The sequence below is a fragment of the Streptomyces sp. OfavH-34-F genome (assembly GCF_022347745.1).
Classification (GTDB): Bacteria; Actinomycetota; Actinomycetes; order Streptomycetales; family Streptomycetaceae; genus Streptomyces.
This window is the reverse complement of sequence record NZ_JAKRGC010000080.1, coordinates 1-23497: the sequence shown is the minus strand read 5'-3', so window position 1 is coordinate 23497 and position 23497 is coordinate 1. Positions and strand designations below refer to the sequence as shown.

26 protein-coding genes and 1 pseudogene are annotated in these 23497 nt (G+C 73.3%); 17 read left to right on the top strand and 10 right to left on the bottom strand.

Annotation, left to right across the window (positions count from 1 at the left end; all coding sequences use genetic code 11):
- Window positions 1-219: pseudogene (locus MHW47_RS14935) on the top strand (hypothetical protein); the annotation flags it as partial.
- Here MHW47_RS14935 and MHW47_RS14930 read toward each other — a convergent pair.
- Genes MHW47_RS14930 through MHW47_RS14920 form a run of 3 tightly spaced genes read right to left on the bottom strand, consistent with a single transcriptional unit; the run spans window position 162 to window position 2083 of the window.
- Entirely contained in the window at window positions 162-602 is a 441-nt protein-coding gene (locus MHW47_RS14930) for a VOC family protein (RefSeq protein ID WP_239223588.1), read from the bottom strand. The pseudogene MHW47_RS14935 and the gene MHW47_RS14930 sit on opposite strands and share 58 nt — an antisense overlap.
- A gap of 3 nt (window positions 603-605) precedes the next feature.
- Window positions 606-1622: an aldo/keto reductase gene (locus MHW47_RS14925; protein WP_239223587.1), complete on the bottom strand. Its 1017-nt coding sequence runs from the start codon at window positions 1620-1622 to the stop codon at window positions 606-608.
- Entirely contained in the window at window positions 1622-2083 is a 462-nt protein-coding gene (locus MHW47_RS14920) for a MerR family transcriptional regulator (protein WP_239223586.1), read from the bottom strand. Before MHW47_RS14920 ends, MHW47_RS14925 begins: the two co-directional genes overlap by 1 nt.
- Before the next feature lie 92 nt (window positions 2084-2175).
- Here MHW47_RS14920 and MHW47_RS14915 point away from each other — a divergent pair, with 92 nt between their 5' ends.
- The gene (locus tag MHW47_RS14915) at window positions 2176-2994 is read left to right on the top strand and encodes a serine hydrolase (protein WP_239223585.1); all 819 of its coding nucleotides are present in this window, start codon (window positions 2176-2178) and stop codon (window positions 2992-2994) included.
- Between the two features lie 30 nt (window positions 2995-3024).
- Here the strand turns inward: MHW47_RS14915 and MHW47_RS14910 are convergent, their stop codons facing one another.
- On the bottom strand, window positions 3025-3816 hold the full coding sequence (locus MHW47_RS14910) for a hypothetical protein (RefSeq protein WP_239223584.1): 792 nt from the start codon (window positions 3814-3816) through the stop codon (window positions 3025-3027).
- Between the two features lie 325 nt (window positions 3817-4141).
- Between MHW47_RS14910 and MHW47_RS14905 the strand changes: the two genes are divergently transcribed.
- On the top strand, window positions 4142-4732 hold the full coding sequence (locus MHW47_RS14905) for a GNAT family N-acetyltransferase (RefSeq protein ID WP_239223583.1): 591 nt from the start codon (window positions 4142-4144) through the stop codon (window positions 4730-4732).
- A gap of 57 nt (window positions 4733-4789) precedes the next feature.
- On the opposite strand, the gene MHW47_RS14900 is transcribed toward MHW47_RS14905, so the two are convergent.
- Complete coding sequence (locus MHW47_RS14900; RefSeq protein ID WP_239223582.1) at window positions 4790-5446, bottom strand: pirin family protein; 657 nt, start codon at window positions 5444-5446, stop codon at window positions 4790-4792.
- 189 nt (window positions 5447-5635) lie between these two features.
- On the opposite strand from MHW47_RS14900, the gene MHW47_RS14895 reads away from it, so the two are divergent.
- The 5 genes from MHW47_RS14895 (at window position 5636) to fabF (ending at window position 10505) form a co-directional block, all read left to right on the top strand.
- Entirely contained in the window at window positions 5636-6835 is a 1200-nt protein-coding gene (locus MHW47_RS14895; protein ID WP_239223581.1) for a CdaR family transcriptional regulator, read from the top strand.
- An 89-nt stretch (window positions 6836-6924) separates the two neighbouring features.
- A complete protein-coding gene (locus MHW47_RS14890) occupies window positions 6925-7842 on the top strand; it encodes an ACP S-malonyltransferase (protein WP_239223589.1) in 918 nt (305 codons plus the stop codon).
- 13 nt (window positions 7843-7855) lie between these two features.
- The gene (locus MHW47_RS14885; RefSeq protein WP_239223580.1) at window positions 7856-8854 is read left to right on the top strand and encodes a ketoacyl-ACP synthase III; all 999 of its coding nucleotides are present in this window, start codon (window positions 7856-7858) and stop codon (window positions 8852-8854) included.
- Window positions 8855-8916: 62 nt separating this feature from the next.
- A complete protein-coding gene (locus MHW47_RS14880; protein WP_239223579.1) occupies window positions 8917-9165 on the top strand; it encodes an acyl carrier protein in 249 nt (82 codons plus the stop codon).
- A 77-nt stretch (window positions 9166-9242) separates the two neighbouring features.
- Entirely contained in the window at window positions 9243-10505 is a 1263-nt protein-coding gene (fabF, locus tag MHW47_RS14875; RefSeq protein WP_239223578.1) for a beta-ketoacyl-ACP synthase II, read from the top strand.
- A gap of 80 nt (window positions 10506-10585) precedes the next feature.
- Here fabF and MHW47_RS14870 read toward each other — a convergent pair whose 3' ends face one another.
- Window positions 10586-11080, bottom strand: a complete 495-nt coding sequence (locus tag MHW47_RS14870) for a DUF3145 domain-containing protein (protein ID WP_239223576.1) — start codon at window positions 11078-11080, stop codon at window positions 10586-10588.
- 287 nt (window positions 11081-11367) lie between these two features.
- Here MHW47_RS14870 and MHW47_RS14865 point away from each other — a divergent pair, with 287 nt between their 5' ends.
- Together MHW47_RS14865 and MHW47_RS14860 are read left to right on the top strand one after the other, a co-directional pair.
- Complete coding sequence (locus tag MHW47_RS14865; RefSeq protein WP_239223575.1) at window positions 11368-12285, top strand: SGNH/GDSL hydrolase family protein; 918 nt, start codon at window positions 11368-11370, stop codon at window positions 12283-12285.
- Window positions 12286-12296: 11 nt separating this feature from the next.
- Complete coding sequence (locus MHW47_RS14860) at window positions 12297-13295, top strand: aldose epimerase family protein (RefSeq protein WP_239223574.1); 999 nt, start codon at window positions 12297-12299, stop codon at window positions 13293-13295.
- 12 nt (window positions 13296-13307) lie between these two features.
- On the opposite strand, the gene MHW47_RS14855 is transcribed toward MHW47_RS14860, so the two are convergent.
- From MHW47_RS14855 to MHW47_RS14845, 3 genes are all read right to left on the bottom strand, one after another.
- Window positions 13308-14120, bottom strand: coding sequence for an EI24 domain-containing protein (locus tag MHW47_RS14855; protein ID WP_239223573.1), 813 nt, complete (start codon window positions 14118-14120; stop codon window positions 13308-13310).
- 52 nt (window positions 14121-14172) lie between these two features.
- Window positions 14173-14601 carry an organic hydroperoxide resistance protein gene (locus MHW47_RS14850; protein ID WP_239223571.1) on the bottom strand — a complete coding sequence of 143 codons (429 nt, stop codon included), beginning with the start codon at window positions 14599-14601 and terminating at the stop codon, window positions 14173-14175.
- Window positions 14602-14689: 88 nt separating this feature from the next.
- Window positions 14690-15706, bottom strand: coding sequence for an NADP-dependent oxidoreductase (locus MHW47_RS14845; RefSeq protein ID WP_239223570.1), 1017 nt, complete (start codon window positions 15704-15706; stop codon window positions 14690-14692).
- Window positions 15707-15860: 154 nt separating this feature from the next.
- Here MHW47_RS14845 and MHW47_RS14840 point away from each other — a divergent pair, with 154 nt between their 5' ends.
- The 4 genes from MHW47_RS14840 (at window position 15861) to MHW47_RS14825 (ending at window position 19715) form a co-directional block, all read left to right on the top strand.
- Window positions 15861-16298, top strand: coding sequence for a MarR family winged helix-turn-helix transcriptional regulator (locus MHW47_RS14840; protein WP_239223569.1), 438 nt, complete (start codon window positions 15861-15863; stop codon window positions 16296-16298).
- 20 nt (window positions 16299-16318) lie between these two features.
- Window positions 16319-16900: a hypothetical protein gene (locus MHW47_RS14835; protein ID WP_239223567.1), complete on the top strand. Its 582-nt coding sequence runs from the start codon at window positions 16319-16321 to the stop codon at window positions 16898-16900.
- Window positions 16901-17073: 173 nt separating this feature from the next.
- Window positions 17074-18111 (top strand): rod shape-determining protein, encoded by a 1038-nt coding sequence (locus tag MHW47_RS14830; protein WP_239223565.1) that lies wholly within the window; start codon window positions 17074-17076, stop codon window positions 18109-18111.
- A 20-nt stretch (window positions 18112-18131) separates the two neighbouring features.
- On the top strand, window positions 18132-19715 hold the full coding sequence (locus MHW47_RS14825) for a GAF domain-containing protein (RefSeq protein WP_239223564.1): 1584 nt from the start codon (window positions 18132-18134) through the stop codon (window positions 19713-19715).
- 9 nt (window positions 19716-19724) lie between these two features.
- Here the strand turns inward: MHW47_RS14825 and MHW47_RS14820 are convergent, their stop codons facing one another.
- Complete coding sequence (locus MHW47_RS14820) at window positions 19725-20156, bottom strand: Lrp/AsnC family transcriptional regulator (protein WP_239223563.1); 432 nt, start codon at window positions 20154-20156, stop codon at window positions 19725-19727.
- Window positions 20157-20262: 106 nt separating this feature from the next.
- Between MHW47_RS14820 and MHW47_RS14815 the strand changes: the two genes are divergently transcribed.
- The 3 genes from MHW47_RS14815 to MHW47_RS14805 form a co-directional block, all read left to right on the top strand.
- Window positions 20263-21468 carry a NarK/NasA family nitrate transporter gene (locus MHW47_RS14815; protein ID WP_239223562.1) on the top strand — a complete coding sequence of 402 codons (1206 nt, stop codon included), beginning with the start codon at window positions 20263-20265 and terminating at the stop codon, window positions 21466-21468.
- Window positions 21469-21562: 94 nt separating this feature from the next.
- Window positions 21563-23023, top strand: coding sequence for an acyl-CoA synthetase (locus tag MHW47_RS14810; RefSeq protein WP_239223561.1), 1461 nt, complete (start codon window positions 21563-21565; stop codon window positions 23021-23023).
- A partial coding sequence (locus MHW47_RS14805) for a carboxyl transferase domain-containing protein (protein ID WP_275449208.1) occupies window positions 23016-23497 on the top strand: 482 nt, incomplete at its 3' end. The genes MHW47_RS14810 and MHW47_RS14805, both read left to right, overlap by 8 nt.

Genomic DNA, 23497 nt, shown 5'->3' with positions numbered 1-23497 from the left:
GTCCCCGCCGAGGACGCCGAGGGGCACACCGGCTACTTCGCGCCGGGCACGCGGTCGCTGCGCACGTTCGCGGCGATCGCCCGGGGCGCGTACGGCCGGACCGCGTACGACCGACCCGCGCCCGCGCCCGCCCCGGGCACCGCCACCGCCGCCGCCACCGGCTATCCGCCCAGTTCCTCCGCCAGGCCGACGATGATGCCGCCCGGGCCGCGCAGGTAGCAGAGCAGGTAGCTGTCCTCGAACCGCGCGATGCCGCCGACGAGTTCACCGCCGTGGGCGCGCAGCCGGGCGACCGTGTCCTCGATGTCGTCCACGGCGAACATCACGCGGTGCGTGCCCAGCACGTTGTGCGGCCGGTCGCGCGGGGCGTCGATCAGGGCGGGGCTGCGGTAGGCCGCGAGTTCCAGCCGGCTGTGGCCGTCCGGGGTGCGCATCATCGCGATCTCGCAGTGGACGCCGTCGAGTCCGGTGCACCGGTCGGCGAACCCGCCCCGGACCTCCCCGCGCCCCTGCGTCTCCAGGCCGAGTTCCTCGAAGAAGGCCACGGCGGCGTCCAGGTCCTCGACGACGATGCCGACGTTGTCCATGCGCTGAACGGCCATGAGCTACTCCCGGGCGAGCGAGGTCAGGCTCATGTCCGAGTAGCGGTCGCCCGCGACCCGGCCGGCGATCGGCTCCAGGAGGGCCAGTTCGCCGTCGGTGAGCGTGATGCGGGTGGCGGCCGCGTTCTCCAGCAGGCGGTGGCGCCTGCGGGTGCCGGGGATCGGGACGACGGGGACGCCGTGGACCCGGGCGCGCTGCTGGACCCAGGCGAGCGCGATCTGCCCGGCGGTCGCCCCGTGCGCGGCGGCGATCTCGCGGACCGGCTCCAGGAGGGCCGCGTTGGTCTTCGCGTTCTCGCCGGTCATCCGGGGCTGCGAGGCGCGGAAGTCGCCCTGGGACAGCTCCTTGCCCGCGTCCGCGAAGGAGCCGGTGAGGAAGCCCCGGCCCAGCGGCGAGTACGGCACGACGGTGACGCCCAGGTCGGCCGCCGCCGCCACCGCGCTGTGCTCCACGTCGCGGCTGAAGAGGGACCACTCGGACTGGAGGGCGGCGATGGGGTGGACGGCGTACGCCTCGCGCAGTTCGGGGCCGGTGACCTCGCTGAGCCCCAGCTGCCTGACCTTGCCCTCCTTCACCAGCTCGGCCATCGCACCGACGGACTCGGCGAACGGCACCTCCGGGTCGCGGCGGTGCATGTAGTAGAGGTCGATGACGTCGGTGCCGAGCCGGCGCAGGCTCCCCTCGACGGCCGTGCGGATGTACGCGGCGTGGTTGTTGACGCCCCGGAAGTCCGGGTCCGCCTCGCGCCGCTCGATGCCGAACTTGGTGGCGAGGGTGATCTCGTCGCGGTGCGCCGCGACGAACGGCGCGAGGAAGGTCTCGTTGGCGCCGCTGCCGTAGATGTCGGCGGTGTCGAAGAGGGTGACGCCCACCTCCAGCGCCGTTTCCAGCGTCTCGCGCGCCGAAACCTCGTCGGTGTCGCCGTAGAACTCGCTGATGCCCATGCAGCCGAGGCCCTGGACCCCGACCTGCGGGCCCCCTCTCCCCAGCTCGGTGGTGGCGATCTTGTCGTCGGTCATCAGACCCCGGGCCCTTCCGGCGCCCGGCGGGCGCCCGCATAGAAGTCGATCTTGTAGTCCAGTACGGCCAGGGTGTCCTGGAGCTCCGCGATCCGCGTCCGCACGTCGCGGCGGGTCGCCTCCAGCAGTTCCTGGCGTTCCTCGAAGGTGTGGTCGCCCTCGCGTATCAGTTCGGCGTAGCGGACCATGTGGGCGACCGGCATGCCGGTCAGCCGCAGCTTGGTGACGAAGGCGAGCCAGTCCAGGTCGCGGTTGGTGAAGCGGCGCTGGCCGGTGTGCGAGCGGTCCACGTGGGGCATGAGGCCGATCCGCTCGTACCAGCGCAGCGTGTGGGCGGTCAGGCCGGTGAACGCGGCCACCTCGCTGATCGTGTACCGGTCCTGCCCGTCGGGTCGCGGGTGCGCCGAGGGCGCGGAGGCGCAGAGGTCGGTCCGTGTCGAAGTGGTCTCCATCACCGTCATGCCTCCACGCTATGACGTTGGAGTGCACTCGAAGCAAGCACCGACGGGTGCGGGTTTCCGGCGACCGGGATCAGGAATCTACTCTCGTACGCATGCAGAGCCTGGCGATGATCGAGAACTGGCCCGTCCCCCACGCGGCGGCGGCCGTCGTACGAGCGGACGGCACGGTCGCCGGTGCGCACGGCCCGACCGCGCACCGCTTCCCCCTCGCGTCCGTCACCAAACCGATCGCCGCCTACGCGGCGCTGGTGGCGTACGAGGAAGGTGCCGTGGAACTGGACGAGCCGGCGGGCCCCGAGGGCTCGACCGTACGCCACCTCCTCGCCCACACCAGCGGCCTCGCCTTCGACGAGCACCGGGTGATGGCCCCGCCCGGCAGCCGGCGCCTGTACTCCAACGCCGGTTTCGAGGTCCTGGGCGACCACATCGCCAAGGCCACCGACATCCCGTTCCCGGAGTACGTGCGCCAGGCGGTCCTGGAGCCACTGGGGATGTCCGCCACGACGCTCGACGGCTCCCCCGCCAAGGACGGCGTCTCCACGGTCGGCGATCTGGTGCGCTTCGCGGCCGAGGTGCAGGCGCCCCGGCTGCTCGACCCGCGCACGGTGCTCGCCGCGCAGACCGTCGTCCACCCCGGCCTCAAGGGCGTCCTGCCGGGCTACGGCCACCAGAACCCCAACGACTGGGGCCTCGGCTTCGAGATCCGCGACTCCAAGTCGCCGCACTGGACCGGCGCGTCCTCCTCCCCCGCGACCTTCGGCCACTTCGGCCAGTCCGGCACCTTCCTGTGGGTCGACCCGGTGGCGGGCGCCGCCTGCGTCGCCCTCACCGACCGGGCCTTCGGCCCGTGGGCGGTCGAGGTGTGGCCGGCGTTCACGGACGCGGTGCTGGCGGAGCTGGCGTCCTCGTAACCCCTCCGGCCAGTCCGGCGGCGGTCGGGGTTACACGTACGGCCGCGCGAGGGCGGCCTCGCGCTCCCTCAACGCCTGGTAGAGCCGGTCACCGACCAGGTGGATGAAGGCGACCTGGACCGTCAGCACGGCGACGAACCCCGCGACGAGGCCGACGGTGAGGCCGACGAGCCCGAGTCGGCCGGCGAGATCCCCGGACCCGTTCCCGTACCCGGAGTCCAGCAACGATGGGAAGGGAACGAAGCCGAGCATCAGGTCCATGCCGATCACCAGCAGCGCCGCGAGTGCCAGGGGCCGGAACGTCCGCCACCAAGCTCCCCTGGTCAGCTGCTGTGCCCGGCCCAGGGCCCGGAGCATGCCCACACCCTCGTGGCCCATGACCGACGGAGCGAGCGCGTACAGCACCCAGAACCGGACCGCGACCGGCGCGAGCGGGGTCAGCATGAGGGGCAGCAGGAAGAAGGACAGCAGGTAGCCCCCGGTCGCGCCGGGGATTCGGCGCACGCTCGCCCCCACAAGACCGCGCACCGTGACCCGCGCCCCGGTCCCGTTCAACTGCGCCAGGGCGGCGGCCAGGGCCGCCACGGCCCCCTGGGTGCCGTAGACGGCGACGACGAAGGGCAGGAGGACGACCAGGACCATGTCCAGGAAGAAGTCCGGTTCCATGCCGGTCGCGTCGGGCCCTCCCCGAAGCGCGTACATGCCGGCGAGGGTGGCGATCGTCAGCAGGAAGATCGCCAGCTCCGCGAGCAACAGCGCTGCCAGAACCTGCCCCAGCGACCGGAACAGCACCCGGAGAGCATCACCGAAGACCACGCCCATACGCGGGAACAGAGGCGGGAACAGAGGAGAGGGCGGCCCCGTTCCCGGACCGGGCCACGGACCTGACATCGCCTCAGCCTCCCCCACCCGCCCGCCGGGGAGACAAAGGTAGGCACCGTCCGCCCCGGAGGACAGCGCTCCGCCCGGGCCTGACCGGAATCCGCCCTCCGAGGATCACCATGTGCTCCAGACCCGGGATGCCACCCTCGTAGCCCTTGGGCAGGCGGCACCCGGCCGCCCCGGCCCGCACCCGCCGGCCGCGTCGGCCACCGGTCCTGCCGCGACGGTGGTGTCCGGTCCCCGGCTGCCGCTAACCTCCCCGCCCATGACCGACATCGTCCGCGCCACCGCCTCCGACGTGCCCGCGCTGGCCGGTGTGCTCGCCAGTGCCTACGTCGAGGATCCCGTCTGGTCCTGGCTGATGCCGCACGACCGGGACCGCAGGCTGCGGTTGCTGTTCACCGCGCATCTCGCCCAGCAGGTCCCGGCGGGCCGGGTGTGGACCGATCCGGAACGGACGGTGGCCGCGATCTGGGCGGAGCCGGGACGGTGGAAACTCCCGGTGAGCTACCTGCTGCGGAACGCGGGGACACTGCTGCGCGCGGGGCGGGCCCAACTGCCGCGTACGGGGATACGGTTGCTCGCCATGGAGCACCGCCACCCGGCCGGTCCCGAGCACTGGTACGTCGAGTACATCGGCACCCACGCCGACGCGCGCGGCACCGGGCGAGGCTCGCGGGTGCTGGGCGCGCTGCTGGAACGGGCGGACGCCGACGGACGGCCGGTGTTCCTGGAGTCGAGCAACCGACGCAATCTGACGTTCTACGAACGGCACGGGTTCACCCTCCAGGAGGAGATGACCTTCCGCTCGGGCCCGCCGATGTGGTCGATGTGGCGCCACGCCGGCGCCTCGTGAGCCCGGCCTGCCGCGCCACGCCCTTCGGTCCGGCAGGCGCCCGCGGAGACGCCCCGTTCAGTCCGGCAGCTCCCACATCAGCACCTCCGCCGCCTCGCCGGCGACCAGTTCCAGCCCCGCCTCGCCGGTGATCCGGGCCGCGTCGCCGGGCGTCATCCGCTCGTCGCCGAGGGCCACCGCGCCGCGTACGACGTGGACGTACACCTTCGGCGCGTCCGGCACCGCCGTGCGCTCGCCCTCGGAGAGCCGGCGCACCTGGAGCATGGCGCCGGACTCGGGGAGGGCGTAGGGGGTGGAGTCCGCGATGCCGGGGACCGTCGTGTACACCGGGTCGCCGCCCGGTTCGAGGGGGGCCAGCCACATCTGAAGGAACGTCAGCGGGACGTCCCCGTCGTTGCGTTCGACGTGGCGGACGCCGGAGGCGGCGCTGAGGTGCTGGAGGTCACCGGCCCGTACGACGGTGGCGTGCCCGGCCGTGTCGCGGTGGGTCAGCTCGCCCTCGACGACCCAGGTGACGATCTCGGTGTGGCTGTGCGGGTGCTCCTCGAAGCCCGCGCCGGGGGCCAGCCGCTCCTCGTTGCAGGCCAGGATCGGGCCGAAGCGGAGGTTGTCGGGGTCGTAGAAGGTGCCGAAGGAGAAGGAGTGCCGGGACTCGATGCCGGCCGCCCGGTCCCCGCCCTCGAACCGGTCGCCCGCGCGGTGTACGGATATCACCCGTCCACGGTAGCCCGCCGGGCCCGGGAAGGTGCCCGCACCGAAGCCGGCCGGGGGGCGGGAGGCCCCCGCGCCCGAGCCAGCCGGGGACGGGAACAGGCCCGTGGCACCGGACGGTACGGCCCGTCGCCGGCCCCCCGGCGGCCCCGCCCCTTCGGGCACCCGTCCCGATAAGGCAGTCTTGTGTCCGTGCCCCGACCCGATCCTGAGCAGCCCGCTGCGAACGACGCCCATCTCCACGCCGCGACCCTGAAACGGCTGGAGCAGTCCTCCGGCCGGCTGGCCGCCAACGCGATCGCCCGCATGGACGAGTCGCTGCCGTGGTACCGGGCGATGCCCCCGGAGAACCGGTCCTGGATCGGCCTGGTCGCCCAGGCCGGTATCGCCGCGTTCACCGAGTGGTTCCGGCATCCGGAGACCCCGCAGGCCATCTCCACCGATGTCTTCGGGACGGCGCCGCGCGAGCTGACGCGGGCGATCACGCTGCGGCAGACCGTCGAGATGGTGCGGACGACGATCGAGGTCATGGAGGCCGCGATCGACGAGGTGGCCGCGCCCGGCGACGAGTCCGCCCTCCGGGAGGCGCTGCTCGTCTACGCCCGCGAGATCGCCTTCGCGACCGCCCAGGTGTACGCGCAGGCGGCCGAGGCACGGGGCGCCTGGGACGCCCGGCTGGAGTCGCTCGTGGTGAACGCGGTGCTCTCCGGCGAGGCCGACGAGGGCGCCGTCTCGCGGGCCGCCGCGCTCGGCTGGAACTCGCCGGAGCACGTCTGCGTACTGCTCGGCACCGCCCCGGACGGGGACAGCGAACTGACCGTGGAGGCGATCCGGCGCGCCGCCCGGCACGCCAAGCTCCAGGTCCTGACCGGGGTGCTCGGCAACCGGCTGGTCGTCATCGCGGGCGGCAGCGACAACCCCCTCCAGGTGGCGAAGGCCCTGATCGGGCCGTACGCGGCGGGCCCCGTGGTGGCCGGACCGGTGGTGGCGGACCTGCTGGCCGCGACCCGGTCCGCGCAGGCCGCGGCGGCCGGGCTCAAGGCGTGCGGGGCCTGGCAGGACGCGCCGCGGCCGGTGCTCGCGGACGATCTGCTCCCGGAGCGCGCGATGGCGGGCGACCCCGCCGCGCGGGAGCAGTTGGTGGAGGAGATCTACAGACCGCTGGAGGAGGCGGGCTCCGCTCTCCTGGAGACGCTGAGCGTGTATCTGGAGCAGGCGAGCAGCCTGGAGGGCGCGGCCCGGATGCTGTTCGTGCATCCCAACACCGTGCGCTACCGGCTCCGACGTGTGACAGACGTCACCGGCTGGTCACCTTCCGATGTCCGCTCGGCGTTCACGCTGCGCATCGCCCTCATCCTGGGGCGTCTGGCCGACCGGGATACGCAGTCCTAGACTTTTGTCGGACATCAACAATTCCCCCTACGGTTCTTGGTCCCTGTCCCCACGGGTGTTCCGGACCGTTCACAAGAGAGAGTGTGAGGGTGCTCGTACTCGTCGCTCCCGGCCAAGGCGCTCAGACGCCCGGCTTCCTGACTCCCTGGCTCGACCTCCCCGGCGCCACCGACCGCGTCGCGGCCTGGTCCGAGGCCATCGGGCTCGACCTCGCCCACTACGGCACCAAGGCCGACGCGGAGGAGATCCGCGACACCGCGGTGGCCCAGCCGCTGCTGGTCGCCGCCGGTCTGCTGTCGGCCGGCGCGCTCGGCGCCTCGCCGGCTGTCGTCGCCGGCCACAGTGTCGGTGAGATCACCGCCGCCGCCCTCGCCGGAGTCATCGGCGACGAGGCCGCGCTCCGCTTCGTACGCACCCGCGGCCTCGCCATGGCGGATGCCGCGGCGGTCACCGAGACCGGGATGGCGGCGCTGCTCGGCGGCGACCCCGAGGTCACCGTGGCCCACCTGGAGAAGCTCGGGCTGACCCCGGCGAACGTCAACGGGGGCGGCCAGATCGTCGCCGCCGGCACCGCCGAGCAGCTCGCCGCGCTCAGCGAGGACAAGCCGGAGGGGGTGCGCCGCGTGGTGGCCCTGAAGGTGGCCGGCGCGTTCCACACCCACCACATGGCGCCCGCGGTGGAGCGGCTGCGCGCGGCGGCCGGGGACCTCGACGTCTCCGACCCCTCCGTGACGTACGTCTCGAACGCCGACGGCAAGACCGTGGCCACCGGCCACGAGGTCATCACCCGGCTCGTGGGCCAGGTCGCCAACCCGGTCCGCTGGGACCTGTGCATGGAGACCTTCGAGGCGCTCGGCGTCACCGCGCTCATCGAGGCGTGCCCCGGCGGCACGCTCACCGGTCTGGCCAAGCGGGCGCTGCCCGGTGTGCGGACCCTCGCGCTCAAGACCCCCGACGACCTCGACGCGGCCCGCGCGCTCATCGCTGAGCACACGGGTGCCCGGTAAGGAGCCCGAGAGCATGTCGAAGATCAAGCCCAGCCAGGGCGCTCCGTACGCGCGGATCATGGGCGTCGGCGGCTACCGCCCGACCCGGGTGGTGCCCAACGAGGTCATCCTGGAGACGATCGACTCGTCCGACGAGTGGATCCGTTCCCGCTCCGGCATCGCGACCCGGCACTGGGCCTCCGAGCAGGAGACCGTGGCGGCGATGTCCGTCGAGGCGGCCGGCAAGGCCGTCGCGGACGCCGGGATCACGCCGGAGCAGATCGGCGCCGTGATCGTCTCCACCGTCTCGCACTTCAAGCAGACCCCGGCCATCGCGACCGAGATCGCCCACAAGGTCGGCGCCGGCAAGCCCGCCGCCTTCGACATCTCGGCCGGCTGCGCGGGCTTCGGCTACGGGCTGACCCTGGCCAAGGGCATGATCGTCGAGGGCTCGGCGGAGTACGTCCTGGTCATCGGCGTGGAGCGGCTGAGCGACCTCACCGACCTCACCGACCGGGCGACGGCGTTCCTCTTCGGCGACGGCGCGGGCGCGGTCATCGTCGGCCCGTCCCAGGTGCCCGCCATAGGCCCGACGGTCTGGGGCTCCGAGGGGGACAAGGCCGAGACGATCAAGCAGACCGTCTCCTGGACCGAGTACCGGCCCGGAGACGCCAAGTTCCCGGCCATCACGCAGGAGGGCCAGGCGGTCTTCCGCTGGGCCGTCTTCGAGATGGCCAAGGTCGCCCAGCAGGCGCTGGACGCGGCCGGGATCGCTCCCGAGGACCTGGACGTCTTCATCCCGCACCAGGCCAACATGCGGATCATCGACTCGATGGTGAAGACGCTCAAGCTTCCGGAGAGCGTCACGGTCGCCCGTGACGTGGAGACCACCGGCAACACCTCCGCCGCCTCGATTCCGCTCGCGATGGAGCGGCTCCTGGCGACCGGCCAGGCCAAGAGCGGCGACACCGCGCTCGTCATCGGCTTCGGGGCGGGTCTCGTCTACGCCGCGACGGTCGTTACTCTCCCCTAGGCACACCGGGCCTTTCGCCCGGACGCCCGAACCCAGCAGAAATACACCGAAGGAGCGCCGTCATGGCCGCCACGCAGGAAGAGATCGTCAAGGGTCTCGCCGACATCGTCAACGAGATCGCCGGTATCCCGGCCGAGGACGTCAAGCTGGAGAAGTCCTTCACGGACGACCTCGACGTCGACTCGCTGTCCATGGTCGAGGTCGTCGTCGCCGCCGAGGAGCGCTTCGACGTGAAGATCCCCGACGAGGACGTCAAGAACCTCAAGACCGTCGGCGACGCCGCGGACTACATCCTCAAGCACCAGGACTGATCCAGCCGGTTCGTGTCTCGCCACCCGGCGGTGACGCCGCTGATTCACGACCCCCTACACGTGGAGAAGATTTTCCAGTGAACTCGACCAATCGCACCGTGGTCGTCACCGGTATCGGCGCAACCACTCCGCTGGGTGGCGATTCCGCATCGACCTGGGAGGGCCTGATGGCGGGCCGTTCCGGCGTCAAGCCCCTCGAGGGCGAACGTTTCGCCGAACTGCCCGTCCGGATCGCGGCCCTGGCGGCCGTCGATCCCGCCGACGTCCTGCCCCGTCCGCTCGCCCGCCGACTGGACCGCTCGGCGCAGTTCGCGCTGATCGCGGCCCGTGAGGCGTGGGCGGACGCGGGCTTCACCGGCAAGGCCGGTGAGGACGAAACGATCCAGCCCGAGCGGCTGGGTTCGGTCATCGCCTCCGGCATCGGCGGCGTGATCACCCTGCTCGACCAGTACGACGTGCTGAAGGAGAAGGGCGTACGCCGCGTCTCCCCGCACACCGTGCCCATGCTCATGCCCAACGGTCCGGCCGCGAATGTGGGCATCGAGGTGAACGCCCAGGCGGGCGTCCACACCCCGGTCTCCGCCTGCGCGTCGGGTGCCGAGGCGATCGGGTACGCCGTCGAGATGATCCGCACCGGCCGTGCCGATGTGGTCCTCGCCGGCGGCACCGAGGCGGCGATCCACCCGCTGCCGATCGCCGCCTTCGCCAACATGATGGCGATGTCCAAGAACAACGAGGAGCCGGAGAAGGCCTCGCGCCCGTACGACGTGGGCCGTGACGGCTTCGTCCTCGGCGAGGGTGCCGGTGTCGTCGTGCTGGAGTCCGCGGAGCACGCGGCGAAGCGCGGTGCGCGGGTCTACTGCGAGGTGCTGGGGCAGGGGCTGTCCGCCGACGCGCACCACATCGCGCAGCCGGAGCCGACGGGCCGCGGGATCGCCGCGGCGATGCGGAACCTGCTGGACCAGACGGACCTCAAGCCGTCGGAGATCGCCCACCTCAACGCCCACGCGACGTCCACCCCGCAGGGTGACATCGCGGAGGTCAAGGCACTGCGCGCGGTGCTGGGCGAGGACCTGGACCACGTCGCGATCTCCGCGACGAAGTCGATGACGGGTCATCTGCTCGGCGGCGCCGGCGGCATCGAGACCGTGGCGACGGTGCTGGCGCTGCACCACCGGATGGCTCCGCCCACGATCAACGTGGAGAACCTGGACGAGTCGATCGACGCGGACATCGTCCGGGACGCGCCCCGCGCGCTGCCCGAGGGTCCGATCGCGGCGATCAACAACTCGTTCGGCTTCGGCGGCCACAACGTGGTCCTGGCGTTCCGCAGCGTCTGACACGTACGCGTGAAGCCCGCGTCCCCCTGTTGGGGGGCGCGGGCTTCGTCGTGTGCGGCGGCGACGCGGGAGCGGGTGGGCTACACGACCTGGTGCAGCCAGCGGACGGGCGCGCCCTCGCCCGCGTGGCGGAAGGGCTCCAGCTCGTCGTCCCAGGGCTTGCCCAGGAGCCCCGCGATCTCCGCGGCCAGGTCCGTCTCCCCGGCCGCCGAGCGGGCCAGCGCGGCGCGCAGGCGGTCCTCCGGGACGAGAATGTCGCCGTGCATGCCGGTGACGGCGTGGAAGATGCCCAGCGCGGGCGTCGAGCTGTAGCGCTCGCCCTCCGCCGAGGGAGAGGGCTCCGCCGTCACCTCGAAGCGGAGCAGGTCCCAGCCGCGCAGCGCCGACGCCAGTTCCGAGGCGGTGCCGGAGCGGGCCTTCCAGGAGAACTCGGAGCGCCAGGTGCCGGGGGCGGCCGGCTGTCTGATCCAGTCGAGCTGCACCCGCCCACCGAGGACACCCGCCACCGCCCACTCGACGTGGGGGCAGAGCGCGCGCGGTGCGGAGTGAACGTACAGGACTCCACGTGTCGTCACCGGGACCTCCAGTGTGGGACGAGGTTCGCCTTTCCCAGCGGCCTGTCATCAGTAAACAGCATCGGGAGTTATTCTCCGGAAAAGCGACAGTATGTGACGTGGTGTGATGTTCGGATGCCACCCGAGTGGAGCCGGGCGTCGCGCGCCCCTCGGGTGCGCCGGGGAAAAGCTACCGCGCCCGCGGGGCGCGGGGGTGACGTACCGTCGCTCACGGGGCCCTCCATTCGCCGGTCGGCCTCAGTCTTCACCCGGCGGAGCGTCGGGCACGAACAGGAGGAGACCAGGCCATGCCCGACCCGTCCGTACGGCACCGCTCGCGCACCGCCCTGGCCGGGCTGGCGGCGCTGGCCTGCGTCGGTACGGCCGCGCTGGCCGGCTGCGACTCGGGGTCCGGCGGGACGACGAAGGGGGCGGCGCCGGCGGAGCGCCGGCCGACCCCGGCGGCGGGGCCGGTCTGGAATCCGAGCCCGGCGTCGATCGCGGCCGTCGGTGACTCCATCACGCGCGGCTTCGACGCGTGCTCGGTGCTGGCCGACTGCCCCGAGGTCTCCTGGTCGACCGGGACGGACACGTCCGTACGGAGTCTGGCGGTGCGGCTGCTCGGCACGGCCGGCGCCGCCGACCGCAGCTGGAACCACGCGGTGTCGGGCGCCCGGATGGCCCAGCTGCCGGAGCAGATGGAGCTGGCGGCGGCCGAGGACCCGGATCTGGTGACGGTGATGATCGGGGCCAACGACGCCTGCCGCGACTCGGTGCGGGCGATGACCCCGGTGGCGGACTTCCGCAGGTCGTTCGAGGTGTCGATGCGCAAGCTGCGCGCCGGGGCGCCGAAGGCGCAGGTGTACGTGTCGAGCGTGCCGGACCTGAAGCGGCTGTGGTCGCAGGGGCGGGCCAATCCGCTGGGCAAGCAGATCTGGAAGCTGGGCATCTGCAAGTCGATGCTGAGCGACGCGGACGACATGAGCGCGGCGGCGGTGGAGCGGCGCACGGCGGTGCGCGAGCGCGTGGTGGCGTACAACGAGGTGCTGCGCGAGGTGTGCGCGAAGGACAGCCGCTGCCGGTACGACGGCGGGGCGGTGTTCGACTACCGGTTCACCGGTAAGCAGCTCAGCCAGTGGGACTGGTTCCATCCGGGCATCAACGGGCAGGCACGACTCGCCGAGATCGCCTACCGGAACGTCACGGCGGCCCGTCCCCCCGCGTAGAGTCGTTGATCATGGAGACGGGTACGCACACGGCGATCGGCACGGAACACTTCGGCACGCTCGCGGACGGCACCGCCGTGCACCGCTGGACGCTGGAGCGGGACGGCACGCGGGTGCGGGTCCTCACGTACGGCGGCATCGTGCAGTCGGTCGGGGTGCCGGACCGTGACGGGGTGCGGGCCGGGATCGCGCTCGGGCTGCCGGACCTGGCCTCGTACCAGGAGTACGCGAGCCCCTACTTCGGGGCGCTGGTCGGCCGGTACGCCAACCGGATCGGCGGGGCCGCCTTCGAACTGGACGGCCGCATCCACCACCTCACCCGCAACGAGGGCCGCAACCAGTTGCACGGCGGGGCGCGCGGCTTCGACAAGCGGGTCTGGGACGCGCGGGAGATCGCGGACGGGGTGGAGCTGTCGCTGGTCTCGGCGGACGGCGAGGAGGGCTTCCCGGGCCGCGTGGAGGTGACGGCGGCGTACACCCTGGACGAGGACGGCGGGCTGCGCCTCGCGTACCGCGCGGTGACGGACGCGCCGACCGTGGTGAACCTGACGAACCACAGCTACTGGAACCTCGCGGGCGCGGACCGCGGCAGCGCGCTGGGCCAGCGGCTGCGGATCGCGGCCGGGGCGGTCCTCCCGGTGGACGCGGAGTCGCTGCCGACCGGTGAGGTGCTGCCGGTGGCGGGCACCCGGTTCGACTTCCGCGAGCCGAGGCCGGTGACCGCGGGGTACGACCACAACTACGTGCTCGACGCGGACGGTACGGTCCCGGCGGCCGAGTTGTACGACGAGGCGTCGGGGCGGGTCCTGACGGTGACGACGACGGAGCCCGGGCTCCAGCTGTACACGGCGGACCACCTCGACGGGCGGCCGTTCGGCCCGTGCGCCGGGATCGCCCTGGAGACCCAGCACTTCCCGGACTCGCCGAACCGTCCGGAGTTCCCGAGCACGGTGCTGCGGCCGGGCGAGGAGTACGCGTCGACGACGGTGTACGGGTTCTCGGTGCGCTGACGGGCGGGCCGTTCAGCCCTCGGCGGCCGTTCTCCCCTTGCCGGCCGCCGCACGCCCGGCCGCCTCGTCGTCGTCCTCGTCCCGCCCGTCCTCGCCCACCAGGCCGCGGGCCAGCAGGGTGGCCCCGGCGACGGCACCGGGCATGAGGAACACGGCGACGAACGGCAGCATGAAGGCCAGGCCCAGCGGGACGCCGAAGCCGAGGGTGCGCATGCGGTGGCCCCGCAGCAGGGCGAGGCGTTCCTTCAGGGCCATGCCCCGGCGCTGGAGGGCGACCGCGGTCAGCTCCTCGGCGAGGAAGTACCCGGTCACGCAGAAGCCGATGACGGGGACGACGGTCTGCCCGGCGACGGGCACGAAGCCGAGGGCGAAGAGCAGGACCGCGTACAGCCCGACCCGCACCAGGACGCGCACGCTGTCGCGGGCGGAGATCCACAGTTCCCGCCAGAGCGGCAGTCCGGATTCGGGGACCGTGCCGCCCTCGGTGCGCTCGACCTCCTCGGACAGCGACTCGTAGAAGGGCTGGCCGACCAGCAGGGTGACGGCGGTGAAGGTGACCACGGCCAGGAAGAGGCCGAGGACGAAGACGAGCACGGTCAGCGCGGTGCGCAGCAGCCCGGACCAGGGCGAGGACCAGTCGTCGGCGAACGGGGTCGCCCACGTCACCAGGTCGTCGGCGCCGTAGCCGAGGCCGACGAGGGCGCCCGCGTACAGCACGAGGGTGACCAGGCCGGGCAGCAGCCCGATGCCGAACCACTTGCCGTGGCCGAACACCCAGCGCTGGCCCCTGATCAGAAAGCCGAGCCCCGCCCCGAGATCACGCATGGCGTCAGCCTAACGGGACCGGGGCGGGGCTCGGCGTGCGGTGCGGGAACGGTCAGGCGACCGTCAGCTCCACCTTGATGTTGCCGCGGGTGGCGTTGGAGTACGGGCAGACCTGGTGGGCCTTCTCGACGAGTGCCCGCGCGGTCTCCTCGTCGACGTTCGGGATGGTCGCGGTGATGGCGACCTCCAGGCCGAAGCCGCCGGCCGCGGTCTTGCCGATGGAGACCGCCGCGGTGACCGTGGAGCCGGAGATGTCGGCCTTCTCCTGGCGGGCGACGACGCCCAGCGCGCCCTGGAAGCAGGCGCTGTAGCCGGCGGCGAACAGCTGCTCCGGGTTGGTGCCGGCGCCGCTGCCGCCCATCTCCTTCGGCGGGTTGACGACGACGTCGAGCTTGCCGTCGTCCGAGGCGACGCGGCCGTCCCGGCCGTTCTCGGCGGTGGCGACGGCGGTGTATGCGACGGATATGTCCTGAATGGTCATGCTGAGGATTCCTCCTGCTGTGCGCCGCGACTCGCGCCCACGATCGCGGCGGCCTGGATGGAGACTAACGGGTGCCGGACGGGGCGGTTCAGCCGAGGGAGACGATCATCTTGCCGGTGTTCTCGCCGCGCAGCAGCCCGAGGAAGGCGTCGACGCCGTTCTCGATGCCCTCGACGACCGTCTCGCGGTACTTCAGCTCGCCGGAGGCCAGCCAGCCGGCCACCTCGTGCACGAACTGGTCCTGGAGGTCGGAGTGGTCGGCGACGAGCATGCCCTGGAGGCGCAGCCGCTTGCCGATGACCAGCGCGAGGTTGCGCGGGGCGGGGCTGGGCTCGGTGGCGTTGTACTGGGCGATCATGCCGCAGATGGTGGCGCGGCCGTGCACGTTGAACGAGGAGATCGCGGCTTCCAGGTGCTCGCCGCCGACGTTGTCGAAGTAGACGTCGATGCCGTCCGGGGCGGCCGCGCGCAGCTGCTCGGCGACCGGGCCGTTCTTGTAGTTGAAGGCGGCGTCGAAGCCGTACTCCTCAGTGAGGAGCTTGACCTTCTCGTCGGAGCCGGCGGAGCCGATGACGCGGGAGGCGCCCTTGATCTTCGCCATCTGGCCGACCTGGCTGCCGACCGCCCCGGCTGCGCCGGAGACGAACACGGCGTCGCCCTCCTTGAAGGAGGCCACGTCGAACAGGCCGGCGTAGGCGGTGAGCCCGGTCATACCGAGCACGCCGAGGTAGGCGGAGAGCGGGGCGAGCGAGGCGTCGACCTTGACCGCGTGCTGGGCGGGGACGCTCGCGTACTCGCGCCAGCCGAGGCCGTGCAGGACGTGGTCGCCGACCTCGAAGCCCTCGGCCGCGGACGCGACGACCTCGCCGACGGCGCCGCCGTCCATGGGGTGGTCCAGCTTGAAGGGCGGGGTGTAGGACTTCACGTCGTTCATCCGGCCCCGCATGTACGGGTCGACGGAGAAGTGCAGGTTGCGCACGAGGACACGGCCCTCGGCGGGGGCAGCGACCGGCGCCTCACGCAGCGCGAAGTCCTCGGCCTTCGGCCAGCCGTGCGGGCGGGCCACCAGGTGCCATTCACGGCCGGACGCGGGAAGAGCGGACATGGGCTCGGGTCTCCTCGGGGTGGGGGGCGGGTTCACGGGCGGGCCCGGTCGCCTCGGGGGCGTGGGCCCGGGACGCGGCGAAAAGCTTCACCACATGAAACAACCATGCTCCTGGATATTTCATGTTGTCAAGCAACTGGGTATCCTGTGTGTCATGGCCTCCTCGCGCACTGATCCCCTGACCCTCGAAGTCATCGAGCTGATCGGCACCGTCGTGGCGCGCTACTACGAGGAGTACGAGCAGGCCGCCGCCGCGCACAGCCTCACCGGCGCGCAGGCACGTGTCCTGGGCCTGCTGTCCGTCGAGCCGCTGCCCATGCGCCGGATCGCCCAGAAGCTGAAGTGCGAGCCGTCCAACGTGACCGGGATCGTCGACCGGCTGGAGGCGCGCGGCCTGGTGGAGCGGCGCCCGGACCCGGCCGACCGCCGGGTCAAGCTGGCCGCGCCCACCGCGCGGGGAACGGCGACGGCCGCGCGGCTGCGTGACGCGCTGGACTTCGCGCGGGAGCCGCTGGCCGGCCTGTCGGACGCGGACCGCACGGTGCTGCGGGACCTGCTGCGGCGGATGCTGGGCGTCGAACCGGACGCCTGACCGGCGGGGCGGCGGGCACGATGGGGGCCATGAGCGCATCTTCCGCCGCCCCCTTCGGCCCCCGTGAGTTCCAGCTCGTCCTGTTGCGCCGGATGGCCGACCACCAGCCCGGCCTCGTGGAGGACGCCCGGCACGAGCTGAGCGCCACGCTCGCCGAGATGCGCGAGGCGAACCGGCGCTGGCAGGCCATGGTCCGGGCGCCGGGCGGACGCGGCGCGCTGCGCCGCTACCGCTCCGTGCTCGGGGAGCCGGAGCGGACCGGCCGCCGGGTCGTCGGCGACCTGGAGTGTGACGTGCTGTGGTGGCCGGTGCCGCTCTGGCCGGAGCTGCGGTTCGAGGTGATGGTGGCGCCGGGCGGGGCCGTGTGGAACGACTGGCTGGTCCGGGCGCCGGGGGCGGCGGCGCCGGTGCTGCGGACGGTCGGGGACCTGGCGCCCTGGTCGTGCACGGTGGACGAGGTGGCCCGCGCCTTCGCCCCGGTCCGCCCGATGGAGGGGAGCGCGCCGACCCGCTGGGCCCTGGCGATCGGCTCGGGCCCGGACACGCATGTCGCCGAGTTCACCTGGGGGTTGCTCCAGCGGGTGCTGCCGGGCGGCGGGTGACGGCGGCGGGGCAGGGGGCCCGGGGGGGCGGACGCGCGGGGCGCGCCCGGGACGCCGTCGGACGGTCCCTCCTACGGCTCAGCCCAGCGGGCGGCGCCTCCCCGCACGGCACAGGCTTTCAGGAGAGCCGGCTGCCCGTCGGTCCCCCTCAACGCTTCCGGGAGGAACCCGCCGTGACCGTCAGCCTGGAGCAGTTGCGCCGTTGCCACATCGCCGTGGACCTCGGGGCCTCCCGCACCCGTGTGTACGTCAAGGGCCCCGGCCTGGTGGTGGACGAGCCGAGCGTCGCCGCCGTCAACACCCGGACCGGCTCGCTGCTCGCCGTGGGCGCGCTGGCCGAGCAGATGACGGGCCGCACCCCCGACTACATCAGGGTGGCCCGCCCGGTCTCCGGCGGGACGGTGGTGGACATCGAGATGGCCCAGCGGATGCTGCGGCACCTGCTGGGCGAGAAGCTGCGCCGCCAGTTGCGCCGCAAGCCCTGGCTGCGCGCCGCCGCCTGCACCCCGCACGACAGCGACCCGCTGGCCCGGCGGGCCTCCGTGGAGACCCTGGTCGGCCTCGGCGCCCGGCGGGTGGAGCTGGTGGACACCCTGATCGCGGCGGCCGTCGGCTGCGGGCTGCCGGTCGAGCAGCCGACCGCGACCATGATCATGGTGTGCGGGGCGGCGACGACGCAGATCGCGGTGCTCTCGCTGGGCTCGATCGTGACGGCGGTACGGCTGCCGATCGGCGGCGACGCGATCGACCACGCGGTCATCCAGCACCTGCGCCAGTACCACGAGCTGATGCTGCCCAGCCAGTCCGTGCGCCCCCTCCAGCTCGCGCTCAGCGACAACGGGCTGACCACCCAGGGCCCCAGGGTCACCGAGATCCACGGCCGGGACGTGGCCACCGGGCTCGCCCGGACCGTCCAGGTGGACACCGCCGCGATCCGGCAGGCGATCCACCGCCCGCTCACCGCCGTCCTGGACGGCGTCGGCAAGGTGCTGCGGGAGTGCCCGCCCGATCTGGTCGCCGACCTCGCGGACTGCGGGATCACCATGGTCGGCGGCAGCGCCCTGCTGCCCGGCCTGGACCAGATGCTGCGCGAGGCGACCGGGGTGCCGGTGCACATCGCGGAACGGCCCGACACCTGCTCCATCCTGGGCCTGGGCGCGATGCTGGAGGGCGAGATCAGCCCCATGGTCCTCGACCCGCTGGCGAGCTGACCCGGCGGCGGGAGCCGACGGTGGGCGACCGGACGCCCGACGAGCCGCAGGAGGGCGGCCTGCCGCGCTCGCCGCTGCTCCCCCGGCTCCTGGAGGCGGTGCTGAGTGTCGGCTCGGACCTCGAACTCAGGGCCACGCTCCAGCAGATCATCGACACCGCGACCGCCCTGACCGCCGCGCGCTACGGGGCGCTCGGCGTCCTCGACCCCGGCCGGGGCACGATCCGCGAGCTGTACGTCTGCGGGATGACCGAGGAGGAGCAGGCCGCCGTCGGCGACTTCCCGGACGGGCACAGCGGGCTGCTCGGCGCGCTCACGGAGGCGGCGGAACCGCTGCGCTCCGACGACATGACCACCGATCCGCGCGCCGCCGGCCTGCCGCCCGGCCATCCCCCGATGCGCTCGTTCCTCGGCGCCCCGATCCGGGTCCACCACGAGGTCTTCGGCAACATCTACCTGGCCGAGAAGCACACCGGGCACTTCACCGAAACCGACGCCGGACTGCTGAAGGTGCTGGCCGCGCAGGCCGGCATCGCCATCGGCAACGCCCGGCTCTACGAGAGCGCCCGCCGCCGGGAGCGCTGGATCGAGGGCGCGGCGGCCGTCACCACCACCCTGCTCACCGGCGAGAACCTGTCCGACGCGCTGACGACCGTCGCCGAGCGGGCCCGCATCCTGAGCGACGCGGCGGCCGGGGTGATCCTCCAGCCCACCGGGGACGGCGGGATGGAGATCGTCGCCGCCGACACCCGGGAGGACCCGGCCGGCCTGGTGGGCACGGCGATCGCGCCGGGTTCGCCCGTCCTGGAGCAGCTGCTGGGCGGCGAGGCGGTCTTCATCGAGGACTCGGCGACCGATCCCCGGATGACCACCCCGGTGCGGTCGCGGTTCGGCCCGAGCATGATGCTGCCGCTGCAGAGCGGGGGCCGGCTCATCGGCACGCTGGCGCTGCCCCGGCGCCGCGGCGCCCGCCCGTACGGCGACGTGGACCGGCTGCTGGCCGCGCAGTTCGCCTCGCAGGCGGCGCTGGCCCTGGTGCTCGCGGACGCGCAGCAGGACCGGGAGCGGCTGGCGGTGTACGAGGACCGCGACCGGATCGCCCGCGATCTGCACGACCTGGTCGTCCAGCGGCTGTTCGCCACCGAGATGATGCTGGAGTCGACGCGCCGCAGGGCCGGGGCCGGGGAGACGGCCGAGCTGCTCGGCCGGGCGATCGACGAGCTGGACTCGACGATCCAGGAGGTGCGGACGGCCATCTTCGCGCTCCAGCAGCCGCCCGCCGACGCCCCGGCCACCTTCCGGGGCCAGGTGCTGCGGGAGACCGGGGGCGCGGCTGCGGTGCTCGGCTTCCAGCCGTCGGTGCGGTTCGCGGGGGCGGTGGACGCGCTGGTTCCGGAGCCGGTCGGCAAGCGGCTGCTGGCGGCGCTGCGGGGCGCGCTCGCGGCGGCGCACCGGCGGGCCGGGGTGTCGGCGATCGAGGTGGTGGTGGACGCGACGGCCGCCCTGCCGGACGGGCGGGACGCGGTCCGGCTCACGGTCGCGGACGACGGGCGGGAGCCGGACGGATCGCGGACGCCCGCGGTGGTGTGGCAGGCCCCGCTGTGAGCGGTGCCGTCACTGTCCGGGGGCGGCCCTGAGCGCCACGCGGGTGTGGGAGTGGGCGACGCCCGCCTCGCGCTTGAGGCGGCGCAGCAGGGTGTCGAGGGCGGCGGTGTCGGCGGCGGTGGCGCGTACGAGGTAGTCGTGGCCGCCCGTCACGTGCACCACTTCGGTGATGCCGGGCAGGGCCAGCACCGCCCGTTCGAACGTCTCGTTGGTGGTGTCGATGCGCAGGGTGACGTCGATGAAGACGACGAGGCCGGTGCGGGTGTCGGCGGCCGGGTCGATGATCACGGTGAAGCCGCGGATCACGCCGTCCTTGCGCAGCCGTCTGACCCGGTCGGCCGCCGCGTTGGCGCTGAGTCCGACCCGTACGCCGAGGTCGCGGTACGAGATCCGGGCGTCCTCCTGGAGAACGCCGAGGATTTCCCTGTCCAGACGATCCATGCCCCCAATTGTCGCAGCTTCGGCGCGTACGCGAGGGGCGGGGAGCCGTCCCCCGTACGGCTCAGGCCGACGCGCTCGCCTGCCGTGTCCCGCCTTGACTGGCTGTGTGGACACAGCCGTGAAGCAGTCACCCCCGCGCGCGGGCTCCGCCGCCGCCTACCGCAACCTGATCATGGCCACCGTCGGTTTCACGCTCACGTTCTGGGCCTGGAACCTGATCGCGCCCATGTCGGGCGACTACAAGGACCGGCTCGACCTGAACTCGTTCCAGCAGTCCCTGCTGGTCGCCGTGCCGGTGCTGGTCGGTTCGCTGGGCCGCATCCCGGTGGGCGCGCTGACCGACAGGTACGGGGCGCGGCTGATGTTCCCGCTCACCTCGGCGCTGACGATCCTGCCGGTGCTGCTGCTGATCCCGGCGAAGAACTCGTACGGCGCGATGCTGGCCGTGGGCTTTCTGCTGGGCATCGGCGGTACGACGTTCGCGATCGGCATCCCGCTGGTCAACTCGTGGTTCCCGCCCGCCAAGCGCGGTCTGGCGCTCGGCGTCTTCGGCATGGGCATGGGCGGGGTCGCGCTGTCGGGCTACTTCACGCCGCGCATCGCCGAGCACGGCGACAACCTGCCCTTCCTCGTGGTCGCCGGGGCGCTGGTGGTGTACGCGGCGCTCGCGGCGGTGCTCGTGAACGACCACCCCGACCGGCAGGTGCCGACCGACTCGCTGGTGCACCGGCTGGGGGCGGCGGGCCGGCTGCGGGTGACCTGGGAGCTGTCCGCGCTGTACGCGATCGGCTTCGGCGGGATCGTCGCGTTCGGGGTGTACCTGCCGACGTACCTGAAGACGTGGTACGAGCTGACGCCGACCGACGCCGGGACCAAGGCGGCCGGGTTCGCCCTGGTGACGGTCGTCTTCCGGCCGATCGGCGGCTGGCTGTCCGACCGGGTCCATCCGGCGCTCGTGACCTCGGCGGTGCTCGGGGTGGCCGCCCTGATGGCGATCGTCCAGGCGTTCGAGCCGCGGCTGGACCCGACGGGCACGGTGGCGCTGCTGGTGATGGCGGCGGGTCTGGGCACGGCGAGCGGCAGCGTCTTCGCCCTGGTCTCGCAGGTCACCCCGCAGGCGAAGGTCGGCAGTGTGACCGGGATCGTCGGCGCGATGGGCGGGCTCGGCGGATTCGTGCCGCCGCTGGTGATGGGCGCGATCTACAGCGCGAAGGACTCGTACTCGATCGGTTTCATGCTCCTGTCCGACCTGGCGCTGGCGGGCTGTGTGTACGCGTACGGGCGGATGCGCACCGTCCAGCGGGACGGGTGAGGGCGCGGGGTGCGCGCGCGGGGTGAGGCGTGGGCCTCATTCGAGGCGCTTTCGAGGGCCGGGGCGGCGGGATCGCTCTAGGGTGCGCAGGGTGATGCCACTTCTGCCCGCACTCCAGGACGCGACCGGTCCGGCGGCCGCCCGCGAAGCCGTCCGGTTCGACGACGTCGCCCTCACGTACTCCGGCCTCGCCGAGGTCACGGCCGCGCTCGCGGCCCGGCTGGCCGGCGCGGTCCGGGTGGCCGTGTGGGCCACACCGACCGCCCACACCGTCGTCGCGGTGGTGGCCGCGCTCCGGGCCGGGGTGCCGGCCGTCCCGCTGAACCCGAGGACGGGCGGGCGGGAGCTGGCGCACATCGTCACGGACAGCGCCCCGGACCTGGTCCTGGCCGCCCCCGGCGACGACCTCCCGCCCGCGCTGGCCGGCCTGGCCCGCCTGGACGTCCCCACCGCGCCGCAGGGCGGCCCCTCCCCCGCCGCGCTCCCCGAGCCGGACCCGGAGTCCGCCGCCCTCGTCGTCTACACCTCCGGCACGACCGGCCCGCCGAAGGGCGCCGTGCTGCCGCGCCGGGCGCTCGCCGCCTCGCTGGACGCGCTGGAGGACGCCTGGGAGTGGACCGCCGACGACGTCCTCGTCCAGGCGCTGCCGCTGTTCCACGTGCACGGGCTGATCCTCGGCGTGCTGGGCCCCCTGCGCCGGGGCGGCTCGGTGCGCCATCTGGGCCGGTTCTCGCCCGAGGGCGTGGAGCGCGAGCTGGCCTCGGGCGGCACGATGCTGTTCGGCGTACCGACCATGTACCACCGGCTCGCGGAGGCGCTGGCCGATCCGGCGGAGTCCGCCGGGCTGGCGAAGGCCCTCGCGGGCGCCCGGCTGCTCGTCTCCGGTTCGGCCGCCCTGCCGGTCCACGACCACGAGCGCATCGCGGCGGCGACCGGCCGCCGCGTCATCGAGCGGTACGGCATGACGGAGACCCTGATGAACACGGGCATGCGGGCCGACGGGGCCCCGCGCCCCGGCACGGTCGGCCCGCCGCTGCGCGGGGTGGAGCTGCGCCTGGTGGAGGAGGACGGCGGTCCGCTCGCCGACCCGGACGCCATCGGCGAGATCCAGGTGCGCGGCCCGAACCTGTTCACCGGCTATCTGAACCGGCCCGACGCGACCGCCGCCGCGCTCACCGACGACGGCTGGTTCCGCACGGGCGACATGGCGGTGCTCGACCCGGACGGCTATGTGCGCATCGTCGGCCGCAAGGCCACCGACCTCATCAAGAGCGGCGGGTTCAAGATCGGGGCCGGCGAGATCGAGAACGCGCTGCTCGACCATCCCGGCGTGCGCGAGGCGGCGGTCACCGGCGAACCCGACCCCGATCTCGGCGAGCGGATCACGGCCTGGGTGGTGCCGGCCGACCCCGCCGCCCCGCCGTCCGCCGACGAGCTGGCGGACCATGTGGCGGCCCAGCTGGCGCCGCACAAGCGCCCGCGCACCGTCCGCTACCTGGACGCGCTCCCCCGCAACGACCTGGGGAAGATCATGAAGCGGGCCCTCCATGGCTGAGCGGCTGACGGCACGCGGGGCGATCGCCGCGCTCACCGCCGATTTCACGGAACTGCCCGCGCCCGAGGGGGACACCACCGGGGACGGCCCGCTCGGCTGGACCGGTTACGCGGAGTCCAGGGCGCGCGCCACCGCCCGTACCGGCGAGCGGGAATCCGTCGTGCACGGCACCGCCGAGGTCGGCGGGCACCCCTGCGTCCTGCTCTCCTTCGAGTTCGGCTTCCTGGGCGGCTCGCTGGGGCAGCGCACCGGGGACCGGCTGGTGGCGGCGTACGAGGAGGCGCTGGCCCGGCGGCTGCCGCTCGTCTCGCTCATCGCCACGGGCGGCAGCCGGATGCAGGAGGGCATGATCGCGCTGACCCAGCTCCAGCGGGTGGCCCGCGCCTCGGCCCGGCTGCGGGCGGCGGGCCCGGCGCAGCTCGCCGTCCTGCGCGACCCGACGACCGGGGGCGGCTGGGCGACGCTGGGCGCGGG